Genomic DNA, 16696 nt, shown 5'->3' with positions numbered 1-16696 from the left:
TTCAATCTTGATTTTCGTAGACCGGCTCGCGTTCGTGGCTGACATCCCGCGGCGGGCGACCGATGACATCCTTGAGATCCTGCAACTCGATGAAATTGTCGGCCTGACGGCGCAATTCATCAGAGATCATCGGCGGCTGGCTTCGGATGGTCGACACCACCGAAACACGCACGCCCCGCCGTTGCAGGCTTTCCACCAGAGGCCGGAAATCGCCGTCGCCCGAGAACAGCACGATATGATCGACATAGGGTGCAAGTTCCATTGCATCCACCGTCAGCTCGATATCCATGTTGCCCTTGACCTTACGGCGGCCCTGGCTGTCGGTGTATTCCTTGGCCGGTTTGGTGACCATGGAAAACCCGTTGTAATGCAGCCAGTCCACCAGAGGGCGGATCGGCGAATACTCGTCGTTCTCGAGCAAAGCGGTATAATAAAATGCGCGCAGCAATTTACCGCGACGCATGAACTCGGTACGCAACAGCTTGTAGTCGATATCAAACCCAAGCGCCTTGCCGGCAGCATAAAGGTTCGAGCCATCGATGAACAAAGCCAGTCGTTCATCCTTATAAAACATTTCAAATGTCCTTCCGAAGTAAACTGTCCCGCCTGGGATATGGTGTGTGAGTGGTGAGGCAAGACAGACGCAGAGAAATCAATTAGGGATCATAAACACGACACGCAAGAGCGTGAACCATATCGAAAGGATAGGATGTCGATGACATTCAATCAACAATGCTTGATTGCAATAGGTGGAAATATGCCATCTGCCTTGGGTGGGCCTGCAAAAACGCTCTCTGCGGCCCTTGAGATGCTGCGACATGAGGGCGCAGATGTCGTGGCGTCAAGCGGGTTCTACCGCACGCCGTGTTTTCCCGCCGGGGCAGGGCCGGACTATGTGAATGGCGCGGCTGTGCTTGGGTTCGGCGGAACTGCGCAGGAACTTCTGGCACTTTTGCACCGTGTCGAGGCGGCCTTCGGGCGAGAGAGGCTGCGGCGCTGGGGGCAGCGCACGCTTGATCTTGACCTGATCGCGGTCGGTAACACGGTGGTGCCGGATGCCGCGACCTTCAACGCCTGGCGCAATCTGGCCCCGGATGTGCAGACCAGCCGCGCGCCCGATCAGCTTCTCCTGCCCCATCCCAGGGTGCAGGACCGCGCCTTTGTGCTGGTGCCCCTGGCAGAGGTGGCGCCGGGCTGGGTGCATCCGGTCCTGGGCAAATCGGTGCAGGAGATGGTGGATGCGCTGCCGCAAGCAGAGAAAGATGCGGTTGTATTGCTCTGATTCTCTGCTTGTAAATCCTGTATTGACAGCCTAAATACAGGGCTTCTTGCAAACCTGCCCCTATTTCTCGGAGGTCAAATGGCCCGCGTTACCACAGAAGATTGCGTTGATAAGGTTCCAAACCGGTTTGATCTGGTGATGCTTGCCGCACACCGCGCGCGTGAAATTGCATCCGGCGCGTCGCTGACCGTGGATCGTGACAACGACAAGAACCCGGTTGTGGCCCTGCGCGAGATCGCCGAAGAAACCCAGTCTGCGGATGATCTGCGCGAGCGTCTCATCGAATCGAACCAGAGCCAGATCGAAGTTGACGAGCCCGAAGATGATTCGATGGCTCTGTTGATGGGGGGCGAGGCCGACAAGCCCGAGACCGATGACATGTCCGAAGAAAAACTTCTGCGGGCACTGATGGAAGCACAGGGTCAAGGCTAAGCCTTACCCCCACCCAGAGGCGCAGATCAGATGATCGCCGTTGACGACCTGATCACGCTTGTTCGGCATTATAACCCAAAGACCAACGAGGCGCTGATTCGCGCGGCCTATGATTATGGCCGCGCGATGCATGAGGGGCAGTTTCGCCACTCGGGTGAGCCGTATTTCACCCATCCCGTTGCCGTCGCCGCCATCCTGACCGAACAACGGCTGGATGATGCCACCATCATCACCGCGCTGTTGCATGACACGATCGAGGATACCAAGGCCTCCTATCAGACCGTCGAGCAAAAGTTCGGGCGCGAGGTGGCCGATCTTGTCGATGGGGTCACCAAGCTGACCAATCTGCAACTCAGCAGCTCCGAGACCAAACAGGCCGAAAATTTTCGCAAGCTGTTTATGGCGATGTCCAAGGACCTGCGGGTCATTCTGGTCAAGCTGGCGGACCGGCTTCACAACATGCGCACGATCAAGGCGATGCGCCCTGACAAGCAGGCCCAGAAGGCCCGCGAAACCATGGATATCTTTGCGCCGCTGGCCGGTCGCATGGGCATGCAGTGGATGCGCGAAGAACTTGAGGATCTGGCGTTTCGCGTTCTCAACCCGGAGGCCCGCGCAAGCATCATCCGCCGCTTTATCACCCTGCAAAAGGAATCCGGCGATGTGATCGAGCGGATCACCAACGACATGTGTCACGAGCTGGACAAGGCCGGGATCACCGCCGATGTGTTTGGCCGCGCGAAGAAACCCCATTCGATCTGGCGCAAGATGCAGGAAAAGGAAATGGGCTTTTCGCGGCTCTCTGACATTTACGGGTTTCGCGTCGTGACCCAGAGCGAAAACGACTGTTACGCGGTTCTGGGGGCGATCCACCAACGCTGGCGCGCGGTGCCGGGGCGCTTCAAGGATTACATCAGCCAGCCGAAATCGAACGGCTATCGTTCGATCCATACCACCGTTTCGGGCCGCGATGGCAAGCGCGTCGAGGTTCAGATCAGAACCCGCCAGATGCATGACGTGGCCGAAACCGGGGTCGCGGCGCATTGGTCCTATCGCGACGGGGTGCGCAGCGAAAACCCCTTTGCGGTCGATCCCGCGCGCTGGATTTCATCCGTCACCGAACAGTTTGACGCCGAAGAAGACCACACCGAATTCATGGAGGCGGTCAAGCTTGAGATGTACGCCGATCAGGTGTTCTGTTTCACGCCCAAGGGCGATGTGATCAAGCTGCCGCGCGGCGCGACGCCGATTGATTTCGCCTATGCCATTCACACCCGGATCGGGCATGTTTGCGTTGGCGCCAAGATCGACGGCATGCGGGTGCCGCTCTGGACCCGGATCAAGAACGGCCAATCGGTCGAGGTGATCACCGCCGAGGGCCAGACACCGCAGGCGACATGGCTTGATATCGCCACCACCGGCAAGGCCCGCGCCGCCATTCGCCGCGCCCTGCGCGAGCTGGATCGTGACCGCTATATCAAGCTGGGCCGCGAACTGGCGCGCTCGGCCTTCGAGCATGTCGGCAAAAAGGCCACCGACAAGGCGCTTGAGGCGGCGGCGCGCACGCTGCGCCTGCGAGACGCCGAAGAGGTGCGCGCCCGCCTTGGCAGTGCCGAGTTGACCGCGCATCAGGTGCTGAACGCGGTCTACCCCGATCTGGTGCCCGATGCGGGCAACGAGGTGACGCGCGATCTTGCGGTGATCGGCCTTGAGGCGGATCAGAGTTTTGAGCGTGCGCGCTGTTGCCAGCCGCTGCCGGGCGAGCGCATCGTCGGTATCACCTATCGCGGGCGCGGCGTGGTCATTCACGCGATCGATTGCGAAACCCTGACCGCCTATGACGATCAACCGCAGCGCTGGTTAGACTTGCATTGGCACAACGGAACTCACCCTGCGGTTTATGCGGTGACGCTTGATGTCACGATTGGCAACGATGCGGGCGTGATGGGGCGGATTTGCACCTTGATCGGAGAGCAGAAGGCCAATATCTCGGACTTGATCTTTGTTGACCGGAAACCAGATTTTTACCGATTGCTTATAGATGTGGAATTGCGCGACGCTGAACATCTGCATGGTGTGCTGTCCGCGCTCGATGCTGAAACCGACGTTGCCGCTGTTGAACGCTATCGTGATCCGTCCCGGTCCGGGGCTATGCAAAGCCATGAACCCTAGGAGCCCGACTGTTGGTTTTCAAACGCCGTGACAAACGCCCATTCTGGAAGGTCATTTCCGACTTCCTGTGGCCCCGTGGGGGCTGGGCGCGGGCATTTACCTATGTCAAGCACCGCCTGCACCGTCTTCCGGATCCGCCGCACCGGATCGCGCGGGGGATTTTTGCCGGCGTTTTCACGACGTTCACCCCGTTTTATGGCCTGCATTTCCTGGTCGCTGCGGTTCTGGCCTGGGTGCTGCGCGGCAGTATCCCGGCGGCCCTTCTGGGGACATTCTTTGGCAATCCGTTGACCTATGTGCCGATTGGCGTGGCCTCCTTGCAGACCGGGCATTTCATTCTCGGGCGCACCGGCCCCGGCGAGGACGAAGTGCGCCGCTCTCTGGGCGGCAAGTTTCTGGATGCCGGCGATGACCTGCGCAACAATTTCGTCGCGATGTTTTCCGACCGCGCGGCCGATTGGCACAGCCTGCATGTGTTTTATGACGAGGTCTTTTTTCCCTACATGATCGGCGGGATCGTTCCCGGCATCATCACCGCGCTGGTCTGTTATTACCTCTGCCTGCCGGTGATTCAGGCCTATCAGAACCGCCGCAAGGGGGCGCTCAAGGCGAAATGGGAGGCGCTGAAGGAAAAAAAGGCGCTCAAGGCTGACGCCAAGCCAAAACAGGACTAGGTTCAACCCCGAGTCGGTTTGCAACAAAGGAAAAGTCGATGCCGTGTGATGGGAAACTGCGCCTTGGCGTGAATATTGATCATGTGGCGACGGTGCGCAATGCCCGTGGCGGCGCCTATCCTGACCCGCTGCGCGCCGCGAAGCTGGCCCAGGAGGCGGGCGCCGATGGCATAACCGCGCATCTGCGCGAGGATCGTCGCCATATTTCCGACGCCGATATCGACGGGTTGATGGCGGGACTGAGCGTGCCGCTCAACTTTGAGATGGCCGCGACCCCCGAGATGCAGACGATTGCCCTGCGTCACAAACCGCACGCGGTCTGCATCGTGCCCGAAAAGCGCGAAGAACGCACCACCGAGGGCGGGCTTGAGGTCGCGCGCGAGGAAAACCGGCTGGCGCATTTCATCGCGCCGCTGCGCGAGGCCGGAAGCCGGGTGTCGATTTTCATCGCCGCCGACAAACGCCAGATCGAGGCCGCGCACCGGATCGGCGCGCAGGTGATCGAGCTGCATACCGGGGCCTATTGCGATGCCCATGCCGAGGGCCGGTTTGATGCGCGCGACGCCGAGCTTGCCGCGCTGCGCGAGATGTCGGCCTACGCCCATTCGCTTGGCCTTGAGGTGCATGCCGGGCACGGCCTTACCTATGACACGGTAAAGCCGGTCGCGGGTTTTCCCGAGGTGGCCGAACTCAATATCGGGCATTTCATGATCGGCGAAGCGATCTTTCGCGGCCTCGGCCCGGCCATCGGCGAGATGCGCCGCTTGATGGACGAGGCGCGCGAGGCCTGATTTTTATGCTGGATGCAAGACCATGTCGTGATCGGCGTGAAAGGGGTGTGTGATGTCAGGCAATGATCTTCTGCTGATCCGAACGGTGGGTGCCGAATGATCCTTGGCATCGGCACCGATCTTGCCAATATCGAGCGGATCGCGCGCACGCTTGAGCGTTTTGGCGACCGATTTCGCAATCGCGTCTTTACCCCTGTCGAACAGGCCAAGGCCGAACGGCGCGCCGATGTGGCGGGCACCTACGCCAAACGCTGGGCCGCGAAAGAGGCCTGTTCCAAGGCGCTTGGCACCGGACTGCGGATGGGCATCGCCTGGCGCGATATGGCCGTCAGCAATCTTGAGACCGGCCAGCCCGTGATGCAGGTCACCGGCTGGGCCGCCGCGCGTCTGGCCGAGATGACACCGCCCGGCCACGCGGCGATCATCCATGTGACCCTGACCGATGATCACCCCTGGGCGCAGGCTTTTGTGGTGATCGAGGCCCACCCGATTGCCGCCCCTCCGGCTTGACACCCCGCCGCGCGCACCGCATGTAGCGCGGGACCGCTTATTCAGCTAATTTCGGAGAAACCCGATGGCACCTGACGCCAAAAAAGGAAATTCCATCGTCGAAACGATCAAGACGATATTCTGGGCGCTTGTAATAGCGGGCCTGTTCCGCACCCTGTTCTTTCAGCCGTTCTGGATTCCGTCCGGGTCGATGAAAGACACGCTTTTGATCGGGGATTTCCTGTTCGTGAACAAGATGGCCTACGGCTATTCCTATGCGTCCTGCCCGTCGATCCGCTTTGCCGGGCTTGATGTGGATGCAAAGGATATCTGCGGTTTTCTGGATGGTGACAACACCCGCATTTTCGGCTCAGAGCCCGAGCGCGGCGATATCATCGTGTTCCGCCAACCCACCGATGGCACCGATTTCATCAAGCGGGTGATCGGCCTGCCCGGGGATCGCATTCAGATGAAGGATGGCGTGCTTCATATCAACGATGTCGCCGTCAAGCTTGAGCCTGCACCCGATTTTGTCGAAGAGTTCAGCCGCCAGGGCCCGATGGGCATTCGCCCGCGCTGTGAGAACGGCGTTGTGGGGGAGGGCGGCACTTGCATCAAGTCGCGCCAGATCGAGACATTGCCGAACGGGCGCTCGCATAGCATCATCAATATCGGCGATCAGCGCGCCGATCACACCGGCGTCTTCAGCGTGCCCGAAGGGCATTACTTTTTCATGGGCGACAATCGTGACAATTCGACCGACTCGCGCTTTCCGGCGGCGGTGGGCGGAGTTGGCTTTGTGCCCTTTGAGAACCTAATCGGTCGCGCCAACCGGGTGATCTTTTCCTCGGCGGGCCGCTCGATGCTGGCGTTCTGGACCTGGCGCAGCGACCGCTTTTTCAAGAGGCTCGATTGAAGCTTTCCGGCGACATGAAAGCGCTAGAGGCGCGGTTGGGCTATCAGTTTTCCAGGCCCGCGCTTCTGGTGCGGGCCTTGACACATTCCTCGATGTCCTCGCCGACGCGCGATGATAATCAGCGGCTTGAATTTCTCGGTGACCGGGTGTTGGGCCTGGTGATGGCCGAGGCACTTCTGGCGCATGATCCGGGCGCCACCGAGGGCCAGCTTGCACCGCGTTTCAACGCGCTTGTGCGCAAGGAAACCTGCGCCGATGTTGCCCGCGAGGTCGATCTTGGGGTGGTCCTGAAGCTTGGCCGCTCCGAGATGATGTCGGGTGGTCGGCGCAAAGAGGCGCTCCTGGGCGACGCGATGGAGGCCGTGATTGCCGCCGTTTACCTTGACGGCGGGTTCGAGGGTGCGCGCGATCTGGTGCTTCGGCTTTGGGGCGCGCGCGTCGGCACGGTCAAGGATGATGCACGCGACGCCAAGACGGCACTTCAGGAATGGGCGCAGGCGCGTGGCCTGCCGCCGCCCGATTATGTTGAAGCGGATCGCTCGGGGCCCGATCACGCCCCGCAATTCACGATCGAGGCAAGGCTGAAAAGCGGCGAAACCGCCCGTGCAACCGCCGGATCAAAACGCCACGCCGAACAGACGGCGGCCCGCGCCCTTTTGGATAGATTGGAAACACAGACATGACCCGCGCCGGTTTCATCGCCTTGATCGGCGAACCCAATGCAGGCAAATCAACGCTTCTGAACCGCATGGTCGGGGCCAAGGTCAGCATCGTCACACATAAGGTGCAAACCACCCGCGCGCGCATTCGCGGCGTCGCGATGGAGGGCGAAAGCCAGCTGGTCTTTGTCGACACGCCGGGTCTGTTCAAGCCGCGCCGCCGGTTGGATCGCGCGATGGTGGCGGCGGCCTGGGGCGGGGCGGCTGATGCCGATGTTGTCGTGCTTCTGATCGAGGCGCATCGCGGCGTCACCGAAGGTGTCGAGCGCATCCTTGAGGGCCTCGGCGATATCGCCAAGGGGCGCAAGGTGGCGCTTGCCATCAACAAGATCGACCGGGTGCATTCGCCGGTTCTGCTGGCTCTGACCCAAAAGATGAACGCGCGCTTTCCCTTTGTGGAAACCTTCATGATTTCCGCCGAAAAAGGCCACGGTGTCGAGCATTTGCGCGCCTGGCTGGCCGAGCAGATGCCCGAAGGCCCCTGGCTTTACCCCGAAGACCAGATCGCCGATCTGCCGATGCGGATGATCGCCTCCGAGATCACCCGCGAAAAGCTGACGCTGCGCCTGCATCAGGAACTGCCCTATCAACTCACCGTCGAGACCGAGAACTGGGAAGAGCGCAAGGATGGCTCGGCCAAGATCGACCAGGTCATCTATGTGATGCGCGACGGCCACAAGGGGATCATCCTTGGCAACCGCGGCGAGACGATAAAAGCCGTCTCCAAGGCTGCCCGCGAAGAGCTTGAAGAATTCCTCGACCGGCGCATTCACCTGTTCCTTCAGGTCAAGGTGCGTCCCAACTGGCTTGAAGACTCCGAGCGCTATTCGGAAATGGGCCTTAATTTCAAGGACGGAAACTAGGGCCATGCGCCGGGGCTTCTTCTTGGGAGAAATACTCCCGCCGGAGGCGTCCGCGCGCACGACAGGCACCGCCGCCTGATGGCGCGCCTGACCGCGTCATTCTGGGTGCAGGCCTATCTCGCGCGGCTTCGGCTTGTCGATATTCCCGCTTTTGTCGTGGCGCATGGTGATGATACCGGCGGCGCGGTGCTGGTCAAACTCAACACGCTCGACGGTCAGGCGCGCGCCTATCAGCGGTCGTTCGATCTGATGTCCGGCGCGCGGGCCTGGGTGGTTCTGGCCGAGGGCGCCGAATGGGATGTTGACGCCGCCATCACCCGCCAGCGCGGGTTTGACCCCGATGTCTGGGTGATTGAGGTCGAAGATCGCGCAGGGCGCCACCTGCTCGATGAACCGGGCCTTTCGGACTGAGATACCAAGGGGCTTGGCAGGGCGCATCGTCTGGTGTGCAATGGCGCGGAGCGAGGCGCAGGGAGCGGGTGATGGACTGGCGCGATCAGGGGATATTGCTGGCAAGCCGCAGGCACGGCGAAAACGCCGCGATCATCGAGGTGTTGACGCCCCTGCGCGGGCGTCATGCCGGCGTGGTGCGCGGTGGTGCCTCGCGCAAACTCGCTCCGGTCCTGCAACCCGGTGCCCAGCTTGATCTTGAATGGCGCGCGCGGCTTGAGGATCACATCGGCACCTTCCGGGTCGAGCCGCTGCGCTCGCGCGCAGGCGCGGCGATAGGCGACAGGCTGGCGCTGGCGGGGCTGAATGCCGTCACCGCGCTGTTGCTGTTTTGCCTGCCCGAGCGTGAGGCCTGCCTGCCGCTTTACCGGCGCACCGAGACATTGCTTGACCTGCTGGATCAGCCCGAGATCTGGCCGCTGGCCTATCTCAATTGGGAAGTGGCCTTGCTGGAAGAGATGGGCTTTGGTCTTGATCTGCGCGCCTGTGCGGTGATGGGGTCGCAGGCCAATGACCTGTCGTTCGTCTCGCCGCGCAGCGGGCGGGCGGTGTCGCGCGCAGGCGCGGGGGATTGGGCCGATCGGTTGCTGCCGCTGCCGCCCTGCATGCTGCGGCAGGGGCCCGCGCCTGACGCCGAGATTTTGCAGGGGTTCGAGCTGACCGGGCATTTCCTGCGCAACAGTCTGGCGCCCGAGCTTGGCAACAAGCCGCTGCCGGATGCACGCCAGAGATTCGTTGACCGGTTTGCGCAACGCGCTCATCGGCCCTGACGAGGCCGCCTCGCGCGGGCTGGCATCACTCGGCGGCGGAAAAGATCATCTCGCGCCCGGTGTCATTGCTCAGGATAAGGATATCGCCCACCACTTCGACAAGGGTCATCTCCGCCAGGGCGGCAAAATAGCGGGTCTCGTCGGCAAGCTCGGGACAGGCGCGTTTGGTGGCCGCAATGCCCGTGGTTGCAAACCACGGGTAAGGCGCGGTTTGCTGGCCCGAATAGCTGTTGCAGGGCGCCTGTCCGGCGATCTGGCCCTCCTCGGGAAAGATCAGGGTGGCACGGGCGCCAAAGGGGCGTCCGTCGAGACTTTGCAGGGTCCAGGTCGCGTCATCGCCACCGTAGCCGGTCACGGTTTCGTCCTTGCAGGCGCCAAACAAAGTGAGAGCCGAGAGGAGAAGAGCAAGCCGCATGCGGGTTACCGGAGTGCCAGAACCAGATCGACAAGCGAGCCGATCGCGTCTGCATTCTGCGCCGCGTCGCGGTCGTGCAACTCTTCCATGCCGATGGCACTGGCATAAAGAATGCGCGCCATTTCGCCGTTGCCGATATCACAGGCCGACAGAAGGCCGCGCAGTTGGTGCAGCCGCGCCTCGTCGACCCGGGTCACCACGCCGGCACAGCTCGCATCGTCGCGCGCCCATGCGCGGATCGCAGGCTCGGCGCGCAAGGCCGGTGTGTCGCTGGTGGATGTCGCGGCAATCATCTGGGCGGTGGCGCGCAGGCGGGTCGCGTCGGTCGCATCGGTTTGCGCGCAGGTCGCAAGGGCCCGCTGCGCGGCACTCTCCCATAGCTCCAAAAGGGCCAGATTATAGGCGGGCACATCTGTGAAATGCCAGTAAAACGACCCCTTGGTTGCCCCCACCCGCCGCGCCAGCGGCTCGGCCCCAAGCGCGCCCGGCCCCTGATCGCAAAGCGCCGCGAACCCGGCCACAAGCCAGTCGGTACGGGTCAGTCGGGGGCGGCGTTCTGTGCTCATCCCGCAGCCATACGCCTCATGCTGCAATGCCGCAAGATGCCCTTGTGTCACGCTTCGTCGCATCATGCCCGGGGTGGGGTCGTTGGAGGCGGCCGTGGTATTGAGTATTTTTGCCAAGAAGAACCGGGAAGGGACGCAGGAGAGGCGATTGTGCCGCTTTTTCGCGCCTTAGCTTTGGGCAAATTCCGCGATGGCTGCGCAGAGGCAATCAAGGCTGTCGGTCCAGGGCGGATTGGCGGGCAGGGCATCGGTCATCAGCGAAAGCTCGGTGCAGGCGACCAGCAGGTGATCGGCGCCCTCAGCGATCAGCATCTGCGCCTGGTCTCGCAGACGCGGACCAAGCTCTATGGGCGTTTCGCCCGCCTTGACGGCGCGGATGATGGCGAGCAACTCGCCGTCGTCGGGCAGGGTGACCGGCGTCAGACCATGGGCGGCAAAGGGCGCGTCAAAAACGCGCGCGAGCCGGGTGGCGGGCGAGGCCAGCATGCCGATGCGTTTGCCCCCCTTGGCGGCAAGCGCCGCCGCCGTCAGGTCCAGCATGTCAAGGAAGGGCAGGGGCGTCGCCGCGATCACGGCGGGGGCATAGTGATGCGCGGTGTTGCAAGGCATCGCAAGCGCCTGCGCCCCTGCGGCGTGCAGATCGCGCGCCATCCGCGCCAGAACCGGGCCGGGATCGGTGCCGGTGCCGTCAATCAGCGCGGCGATCCGGCTTGGCACCTGTGGATTTTGATGCACGATCAGCGGCAGGTGATCGGCGTCGTCGCGCGCGGGCACGGCGGCCAGCAGTTTCTGCATCAAAAGGATCGTTGCCTCGGGGCCCATGCCGCCAAGAATGCCCACGGTTTTCATGGCATTAGCCAGTTGCTGTCTCAATTGTGGGGGTGGTAAGGCGGATATCGGCGCTGCGGGCGTGCCCTTCCATCCGCTCGGCGCGGCTCAGGCTGGCGGTGACCCGGGCGAGATCGGGCAGGGCGCGATCATCGACCTCTTGCCAGGTGACGGTCTTGAGAAACTTGTGCACCGACAGCCCGCCAGTATAGCGCGCCGCCCCCGAGGTGGGCAGAACGTGGTTGGGGCCGGCCGCCTTGTCACCAAAGGCAACGGTGGTTTTCTCGCCCAGAAACAGCGAGCCATAGGCGCGCAGCCGGATGCGCCACCAGTCAAGATCACGCGCCTGCACATGCAGGTGTTCGGGGGCGCGGGTGTCGGCGAAGCGGGCCATATCCTCGGGGGTGTCGCAAAGGACGACCTCGCCAAGATCGGCCCAGGCGGTGGCGGCGGCGGTTCTGTTCGGCTCTGGCAGAGCGGCGATCAGCGCCGAAATACGATCCAGCACAGCATCTGCAAGCACGCGATCGGTGGTGGCAAGCCAGACCGGCGAATTGGCGCCATGTTCGGCCTGTCCCACAAGATCGGCGGCGACGGTTTCGGGCGCGGCAGTCACATCGGCGAGGATCAGGCTATCGGTAGGGCCTGCGAACATGTCGATGCCGATGGGGCCGAACAGCTGGCGCTTGGCCTCGGCGACATAGGCGTTGCCGGGACCGACAAGAATATCGGCGGGCGGTGCCCCGAAAAGGCCAAAGGCGAGGGCGGCGATGCCTTGCACCCCGCCGATGGTCAGAATGCGCGTGGCCCCGGCGATATCCATCGCATAGAGCATCGCATCGGGAATGGCCTTGCCATCGCAGGGCGGTGAGCAGGCGGTGATATCGGCCACACCCGCGACCCGCGCGGTGGCGATGCTCATCAGGGCGCTGGCGATATGGCTATAAAGTCCGCCGGGCACGTAACACCCCGCCGCGCCAAGCGGGATCTGGCGCTGACCGGCGATCAGACCGGGGCGCAATTCGATCTGCATGTCCTGGGCGGTGGCGCGCTGTGCCTCGGCAAAACGCGAGATATTGTCATGCGCCCAATCAATGTCGTCCCTGAGGGCTTGGGGCACGCGGGCGCTTGCCGCCGTGATCTGATCGCGGGTCACGGTGATTTCGCCCTGCCAGCCATCAAGGCTGCGGGCATATTCAAGCGCGACCTGCGCGCCGCCGCTGCGCAAACGCGCCAGCATCACCTGCACGGTATCGGCCACATCGGCGGCGGTTTCGGGGGGCTGTCCGGGGGCGGATTTCAGATAGGTCATCGGCATGGCAAGGTCTCCTTACCCTATGCATGACGTAGCCAGCGGCCGCCGGGCAAGCAGTTTGGCACGCGGACCGGCGGGTTTTTCCATGGGCCGAAAGCGGCTTTCGGAAATCCCGAAGGGGGCGCCCTGGTGGCCGCACAAAGCCCGCGCGCGCCAGAACTTGCAACGCCAGACAAAGCGGATTGCACTGGTCATCGCGGGCCCTTTCCGGCAGGTTTCAAGGCGCAGGACAGGCAGGAGGGACGCCGTGGAAAAGATCGTCATTCTGACAGGCGCAGGTATTTCGGCGGAAAGCGGGATTTCGACGTTTCGCGACGAAGGCGGGCTTTGGGCGCAGCACGCGATTGAGGATGTGGCGACGCCAGAGGCGTTTGCGCGCGATCCCGACCTTGTGCACCGGTTCTATAACGCCCGCCGCGCGCAGGCGGCCGAGGTTGCGCCCAATGCGGCGCATCTGGCGTTAAGCCGCTTGCAAGAGCGGCATCGCGGTGAGGTGGTCATTGTGACCCAGAATGTCGATGCCCTTCACGAGGCCGCAGGCAGTCGTGCGGTTCTGCATATGCATGGCGCTTTGACGGGCGCGCTTTGTGCAGGGTGCGGGGCGCGCTGGCCTGCGCCGATGGTGATGGCGACGCATGATGCCTGCCCGGTGTGCGCCGCGCCAAGCACCCGGCCCGATATCGTGTGGTTCGGCGAAATGCCCTATGCGATGGAGGCGATCTGGCAACATCTGGAAGAGGCGGATGTGTTTGCCGCGATTGGCACCTCGGGCAATGTCTATCCGGCGGCGGCCTTTGCCCAGCATGCCGGGCGGGCGGGGGCGCATACCATCGAGATCAACCTTGAGGCATCGCAAAACACCCGCGATTTTGCCGAGACGCGATTGGGGCGCGCCTCGGTGATCGTGCCGGAATGGGTTGACGCGGTGCTTGGCGGTTAGGCCCGCACCGCGTCGCCCGGATCAGTTGCCGGAGCCCTGCATCTTGCCGTGGCCCTCTCTGGGCTTGCGGGTCGGGTCGACGGGGACATCAACGACAATCTCGCCGGATTTCTCGAAGACCAGCGTCAGCGGCACAGTATCGCCCATCTCAAAGCCTTTATCGAGGCCCATGAACATCACGTGGTTACCGCCGCGTTGCAGGACAGCCGTGCCGCCCGCGGGGACGACAAAACCTTCTTCGACATGGGTCATTTTCATCACGCCCTCGGCGTTCTGGATATGGGTATGAAGCTGCACCAGCTTGCCCATGGGCGAGCGTACGTCGATCAGGCGATCATCGGCATCGCCATTGTTGTTGATCAGCATGAAGGCCGCGCCGGTCTTGGCCATTGGGCCTGCGCTGCGGGCATAGGGGTCCATGATGTCGATGTCCTGGGCAAAGACCGGCAGGCCAAGTGTGGTGACGGCGAGCGCCGCGAACAGGGTGGATTTGAGGGACATTGCGCCTCTCCTTTTGGCTGTCACAGTAAAGGGGTGAGTTTGTGCGATCAGACGCGGGCAGGGGGCGCGCGGGCCATGAAGGCGGCGCGTGCCGCGATTGCGATTTCCAAAGCGGTTTCAAAGCGATCAAGCGCCGTGGCGGTTGCCAGGCGCGGCATGTCATGCGGGCCGATCAGCAGGGCGTGAAACAGGCCAAGCGCGCAATCCGGGCAGATATGCACCGCGCCGGTCGGCTTGCCGTCGGCATCCACAAGAACCGTCACCGGCCCGGTGCCGGTGCAAAGCACCATCGTGCCCGCCGGGGCAGGCGCGCCGCGTGCCACCGCCATGGTCTGACTGGTCAGCGCCATTAGCGTGCAAAGGCAAAGGGCCAATATGGGGCGAAGCGGTTTCATCACGCCCTGATATAGGGGGCGCCGAGGGGGGTTGCCAAGCGACAAAAGGAAACAGCCCTGCCGCATATGGGCAGGGCTGTTTCATGACTTTCAGTCAAAGCGCGTCAGCTCAGGCAGCGGCGGCCTGGGCTTTGGCAATCTCTTTCTTGACCTTCAGCGCAGAGGTCGACAGCTCGTCGTCCTTGGCCTTGGCAAGAAAGGCATCAAGCCCGCCCCGGTGATCGACACTGCGCAGAGCCGCAGCCGTGATCCGAAGCTTGATACCACGGTTCAGGGTTTCGGACTGGAGCGTTACATCGTTGAGGTTCGGCAGATACCGACGACGTGTTTTGTTGTTGGCGTGGCTGGAGTTATTGCCAACCATCGGGCCTTTTCCGGTCAGTTCGCAGCGGCGCGACATGGGTTCATCCTCGTCTTGGGTCCAGGGCGCGTCGTGGCCCTTCTTAATACAAACGGGCACCGCCAACGGCAGCGCCCCGAATTCCGTCTGGGGTCTTTAGGCCCAAAGCGCCGGGGCGTCAAGGGATTCGACGCGTAAATTGGTCGGCTGCCCGCACTCATGCCTTGGACCGGGCGCAGGCAGGGTGACGTTGCAGTGACCGGATATCAGGCTACCATGCAAGGACACCACCAAGGAGAGCCGATCATGGAGATTTTCACCAGCGACAAACCCAGCCGTCTTGCGTCGTCCGACTGGTTCACCGGGCGTGTCTGGCAGGACCCGATCATCGAGGCCCCGGCCCCCGCAAGGGTGCGCGCCCTGCGTGTCACGTTCGAGCCGGGCGCGCGCACCGCCTGGCATACCCACCCGCTGGGTCAGACATTGCATGTGCTGTCGGGGGTCGGGCTTGTCGGGCTGCGGGGCGCCGCGCCAAGGGTGATCCGCGCCGGGGATACGGTGTGGATTGCACCCGGCGAAGAGCATTGGCACGGCGCCACCGCGGACCGGATGATGTGCCATCTGGCGATCCAAGAGGCCCTGGACGGTTCGGTCGCCGAGTGGCTTGAGCATGTCAGCGACGCGGATTATGGGCGCACCCCGGACTGAGGGTGCGCCACCTTTGGCCTTGTTGGTCCGGTCAACCTGCCACCAGATGATCCCGTCCGTGGGGCGCGTCAAAATCGGGCTGTGGGTTGATCGGGATGATCCGGTTGGGGTTAATCGTGTCGTGGCTATAGTGATAATGCCGCACGATATGCTCGAAATTCACCGTCTCTGCCACGCCGGGCCATTGGTAAAGCTCGCGCAGATAGCCCCAGAGGTTGGGGTAATCCACGATCCGCCTGCGGTTGCATTTGAAATGCAGGTGATAGACCGGATCGAACCGGATCAGCGTGGTAAACAGCCGCCAGTCGGCCTCGGTCACACGCGCGCCCATCAGATAGCGATGCGTGGCAAGGCGGTTCTCAAGCCAGTCAAGGCTATCAAACAGCGGATAAACGGCGGCCTCATACGCCTCCTGGCTGGTGGCAAAACCGGCTTTGTAGACGCCGTTATTGATCGTGTCGTAAATCCGCGCATTCACCGGCTCGATTTCGGCCCGCAGATCCTCTGGCCAGTAATCGTCGCGATTGCCGGTCAGGTCGTCAAAGGCGCTGTTGAACATGCGGATGATCTCTGCCGATTCGTTCGAGACAATCGTTTCGCGCTCTTTGTCCCAGAGGATCGGCACGGTCACGCGACCCGAAATCTCTGGATCGGCCTTGAGATATAGATCGCGGGCAAACGGCAGGCCATAAAGCGTGTCGCCGGTCGCGCCTTCGAAATCGGTGCGAAACTCCCAGCCCTCGGACATCATGTCGGGATGCACGGCCGAGACGCCGATATGATCGCTCAACCCTTTGATGGCGCGAAAGATCAACGTGCGATGCGCCCAGGGGCAGGCATAGGACACATAGAGGTGATACCGCCCCGATTGCGCCTTGAAGCCCGCCGCGCCGGACGGGCCGGGGCCACCATCCGCGGTGATCCAGTTGCGAAATGCCGCCGTCGAGCGGACAAATTTGCCGCCCGTCGATTCGGTGTCATACCACTCGTCCTTCCAGACGCCTTTTACCAGTTGGCCCATGTGCTGATCTCCTTTGTTGCCTGGAAATTAGGCTGAAGCCGCGGCTCGGATAAGGCCCGGCACCGCGCAGAGGACGTGCAGGGCTGCACATGTCGCAATCAAGGCCAGG

At 62.5% G+C, this 16696-nt stretch carries 22 protein-coding genes; 13 read left to right on the top strand and 9 right to left on the bottom strand.

Annotated features, from left to right (window positions below; genetic code table 11):
- Position 1: 1 nt before the first annotated feature.
- Complete coding sequence (locus tag BMZ91_RS09655) at positions 2 to 574, bottom strand: LabA-like NYN domain-containing protein (protein ID WP_092837723.1); 573 nt, start codon at positions 572 to 574, stop codon at positions 2 to 4.
- Between the two features lie 135 nt (positions 575 to 709).
- Between BMZ91_RS09655 and folK the strand changes: the two genes are divergently transcribed.
- The 11 genes from folK to recO all read left to right on the top strand — a co-directional run bounded on the left by folK (position 710) and on the right by recO (position 9558).
- Positions 710 to 1282, top strand: a complete 573-nt coding sequence (folK, locus tag BMZ91_RS09650; RefSeq protein ID WP_425441561.1) for a 2-amino-4-hydroxy-6-hydroxymethyldihydropteridine diphosphokinase — start codon at positions 710 to 712, stop codon at positions 1280 to 1282.
- A gap of 78 nt (positions 1283 to 1360) precedes the next feature.
- Positions 1361 to 1714, top strand: a complete 354-nt coding sequence (gene rpoZ, locus BMZ91_RS09645) for a DNA-directed RNA polymerase subunit omega (protein WP_092837717.1) — start codon at positions 1361 to 1363, stop codon at positions 1712 to 1714.
- A 30-nt stretch (positions 1715 to 1744) separates the two neighbouring features.
- Positions 1745 to 3886: a RelA/SpoT family protein gene (locus BMZ91_RS09640; RefSeq protein ID WP_092837714.1), complete on the top strand. Its 2142-nt coding sequence runs from the start codon at positions 1745 to 1747 to the stop codon at positions 3884 to 3886.
- An 11-nt stretch (positions 3887 to 3897) separates the two neighbouring features.
- Positions 3898 to 4560 carry a DUF2062 domain-containing protein gene (locus BMZ91_RS09635; protein WP_092837711.1) on the top strand — a complete coding sequence of 221 codons (663 nt, stop codon included), beginning with the start codon at positions 3898 to 3900 and terminating at the stop codon, positions 4558 to 4560.
- 38 nt (positions 4561 to 4598) lie between these two features.
- Entirely contained in the window at positions 4599 to 5351 is a 753-nt protein-coding gene (locus BMZ91_RS09630; RefSeq protein WP_092837708.1) for a pyridoxine 5'-phosphate synthase, read from the top strand.
- Between the two features lie 96 nt (positions 5352 to 5447).
- The gene (acpS, locus tag BMZ91_RS09625) at positions 5448 to 5861 is read left to right on the top strand and encodes a holo-ACP synthase (protein ID WP_092837705.1); all 414 of its coding nucleotides are present in this window, start codon (positions 5448 to 5450) and stop codon (positions 5859 to 5861) included.
- A 64-nt stretch (positions 5862 to 5925) separates the two neighbouring features.
- Positions 5926 to 6756 (top strand): signal peptidase I, encoded by an 831-nt coding sequence (gene lepB, locus BMZ91_RS09620; protein ID WP_092837702.1) that lies wholly within the window; start codon positions 5926 to 5928, stop codon positions 6754 to 6756.
- Complete coding sequence (gene rnc, locus BMZ91_RS09615) at positions 6753 to 7439, top strand: ribonuclease III (RefSeq protein WP_092837699.1); 687 nt, start codon at positions 6753 to 6755, stop codon at positions 7437 to 7439. The genes lepB and rnc overlap by 4 nt, the downstream gene beginning before the upstream one ends.
- Complete coding sequence (gene era, locus BMZ91_RS09610; protein ID WP_092837696.1) at positions 7436 to 8338, top strand: GTPase Era; 903 nt, start codon at positions 7436 to 7438, stop codon at positions 8336 to 8338. The genes rnc and era overlap by 4 nt, the downstream gene beginning before the upstream one ends.
- Positions 8339 to 8416: 78 nt before the next feature.
- Positions 8417 to 8749: a DUF1491 family protein gene (locus tag BMZ91_RS09605; RefSeq protein WP_177193831.1), complete on the top strand. Its 333-nt coding sequence runs from the start codon at positions 8417 to 8419 to the stop codon at positions 8747 to 8749.
- Between the two features lie 71 nt (positions 8750 to 8820).
- Complete coding sequence (recO, locus tag BMZ91_RS09600) at positions 8821 to 9558, top strand: DNA repair protein RecO (protein WP_092837690.1); 738 nt, start codon at positions 8821 to 8823, stop codon at positions 9556 to 9558.
- Between the two features lie 25 nt (positions 9559 to 9583).
- On the opposite strand, the gene BMZ91_RS09595 is transcribed toward recO, so the two are convergent.
- The 4 genes from BMZ91_RS09595 to hisD form a co-directional block, all read right to left on the bottom strand.
- Positions 9584 to 9913 (bottom strand): META domain-containing protein, encoded by a 330-nt coding sequence (locus BMZ91_RS09595; RefSeq protein ID WP_342741942.1) that lies wholly within the window; start codon positions 9911 to 9913, stop codon positions 9584 to 9586.
- 65 nt (positions 9914 to 9978) lie between these two features.
- Positions 9979 to 10539, bottom strand: coding sequence for a TetR/AcrR family transcriptional regulator (locus BMZ91_RS09590; RefSeq protein ID WP_092837684.1), 561 nt, complete (start codon positions 10537 to 10539; stop codon positions 9979 to 9981).
- Positions 10540 to 10707: 168 nt separating this feature from the next.
- On the bottom strand, positions 10708 to 11388 hold the full coding sequence (cuyB, locus tag BMZ91_RS09585) for a cysteate racemase (RefSeq protein ID WP_092837681.1): 681 nt from the start codon (positions 11386 to 11388) through the stop codon (positions 10708 to 10710).
- Positions 11389 to 11392: 4 nt separating this feature from the next.
- The gene (hisD, locus tag BMZ91_RS09580) at positions 11393 to 12685 is read right to left on the bottom strand and encodes a histidinol dehydrogenase (RefSeq protein WP_092837678.1); all 1293 of its coding nucleotides are present in this window, start codon (positions 12683 to 12685) and stop codon (positions 11393 to 11395) included.
- Between the two features lie 244 nt (positions 12686 to 12929).
- On the opposite strand from hisD, the gene BMZ91_RS09575 reads away from it, so the two are divergent.
- Entirely contained in the window at positions 12930 to 13622 is a 693-nt protein-coding gene (locus BMZ91_RS09575) for an NAD-dependent deacylase (RefSeq protein ID WP_092837855.1), read from the top strand.
- A 21-nt stretch (positions 13623 to 13643) separates the two neighbouring features.
- On the opposite strand, the gene BMZ91_RS09570 is transcribed toward BMZ91_RS09575, so the two are convergent.
- The 3 genes from BMZ91_RS09570 to rpmB all read right to left on the bottom strand — a co-directional run bounded on the left by BMZ91_RS09570 (position 13644) and on the right by rpmB (position 14918).
- Positions 13644 to 14123 (bottom strand): copper chaperone PCu(A)C, encoded by a 480-nt coding sequence (locus BMZ91_RS09570; protein WP_092837676.1) that lies wholly within the window; start codon positions 14121 to 14123, stop codon positions 13644 to 13646.
- Positions 14124 to 14170: 47 nt separating this feature from the next.
- Positions 14171 to 14518, bottom strand: coding sequence for a hypothetical protein (locus BMZ91_RS09565; protein WP_143076322.1), 348 nt, complete (start codon positions 14516 to 14518; stop codon positions 14171 to 14173).
- A gap of 109 nt (positions 14519 to 14627) precedes the next feature.
- Positions 14628 to 14918, bottom strand: a complete 291-nt coding sequence (rpmB, locus tag BMZ91_RS09560; protein ID WP_092837670.1) for a 50S ribosomal protein L28 — start codon at positions 14916 to 14918, stop codon at positions 14628 to 14630.
- 246 nt (positions 14919 to 15164) lie between these two features.
- Here rpmB and BMZ91_RS09555 point away from each other — a divergent pair, with 246 nt between their 5' ends.
- Positions 15165 to 15566: a (R)-mandelonitrile lyase gene (locus tag BMZ91_RS09555; protein ID WP_092837667.1), complete on the top strand. Its 402-nt coding sequence runs from the start codon at positions 15165 to 15167 to the stop codon at positions 15564 to 15566.
- 31 nt (positions 15567 to 15597) lie between these two features.
- Here BMZ91_RS09555 and BMZ91_RS09550 read toward each other — a convergent pair whose 3' ends face one another.
- Entirely contained in the window at positions 15598 to 16587 is a 990-nt protein-coding gene (locus tag BMZ91_RS09550; protein WP_092837664.1) for a glutathione S-transferase family protein, read from the bottom strand.
- Positions 16588 to 16696 lie beyond the last annotated feature (109 nt).

The organism is Roseovarius lutimaris (assembly GCF_900115165.1).
GTDB lineage: Bacteria > Pseudomonadota > Alphaproteobacteria > Rhodobacterales > Rhodobacteraceae > Roseovarius > Roseovarius lutimaris.
The sequence above is the reverse complement of the archived record's forward strand: the minus strand, read 5'-3'. Positions and strand labels throughout refer to the sequence as shown.